We start from the raw sequence: 297 nt of genomic DNA, 5'->3' as shown, positions 1-297 counted from the left end.
GGTCCGTGAGATCGCCGAGGCTAAGATGCCAGACCTCAATGCCAACGACGTTGAGGCGGCCATGAAGATCGTGGCTGGTACTGCTCGGTCCATGGGCGTCGAGGTTGAGGCCTGAGGCGCCCAACCCGCAGACAGTTTTCCCACAAACAATTTTTGTGGAGGGGCACGCGCTGCCCTCACCACACCTGGTGAAAGGAACCAGATATGAAGCGCAGCAAGGCATATCGCGCAGCCGCTGAGAAGGTGAACGTCGACCAGCTGTACTCCCCGGAGGAGGCTCTGGCCCTGGTGGCTTCC

At 60.6% G+C, this 297-nt stretch carries 1 pseudogene; it reads left to right on the top strand.

Annotated features, from left to right (window positions below):
• Positions 1-115 (top strand): annotated as a pseudogene (gene rplK / locus CUZ56_RS14895) (50S ribosomal protein L11); the annotation flags it as partial.
• Positions 116-297: the final 182 nt, after the last annotated feature.

It is taken from the genome of Saezia sanguinis, assembly GCF_003991585.1.
Lineage (GTDB): Bacteria > Pseudomonadota > Gammaproteobacteria > Burkholderiales > Burkholderiaceae_C > Saezia > Saezia sanguinis.
The sequence above is the reverse complement of the archived record's forward strand: the minus strand, read 5'-3'. Positions and strand labels throughout refer to the sequence as shown.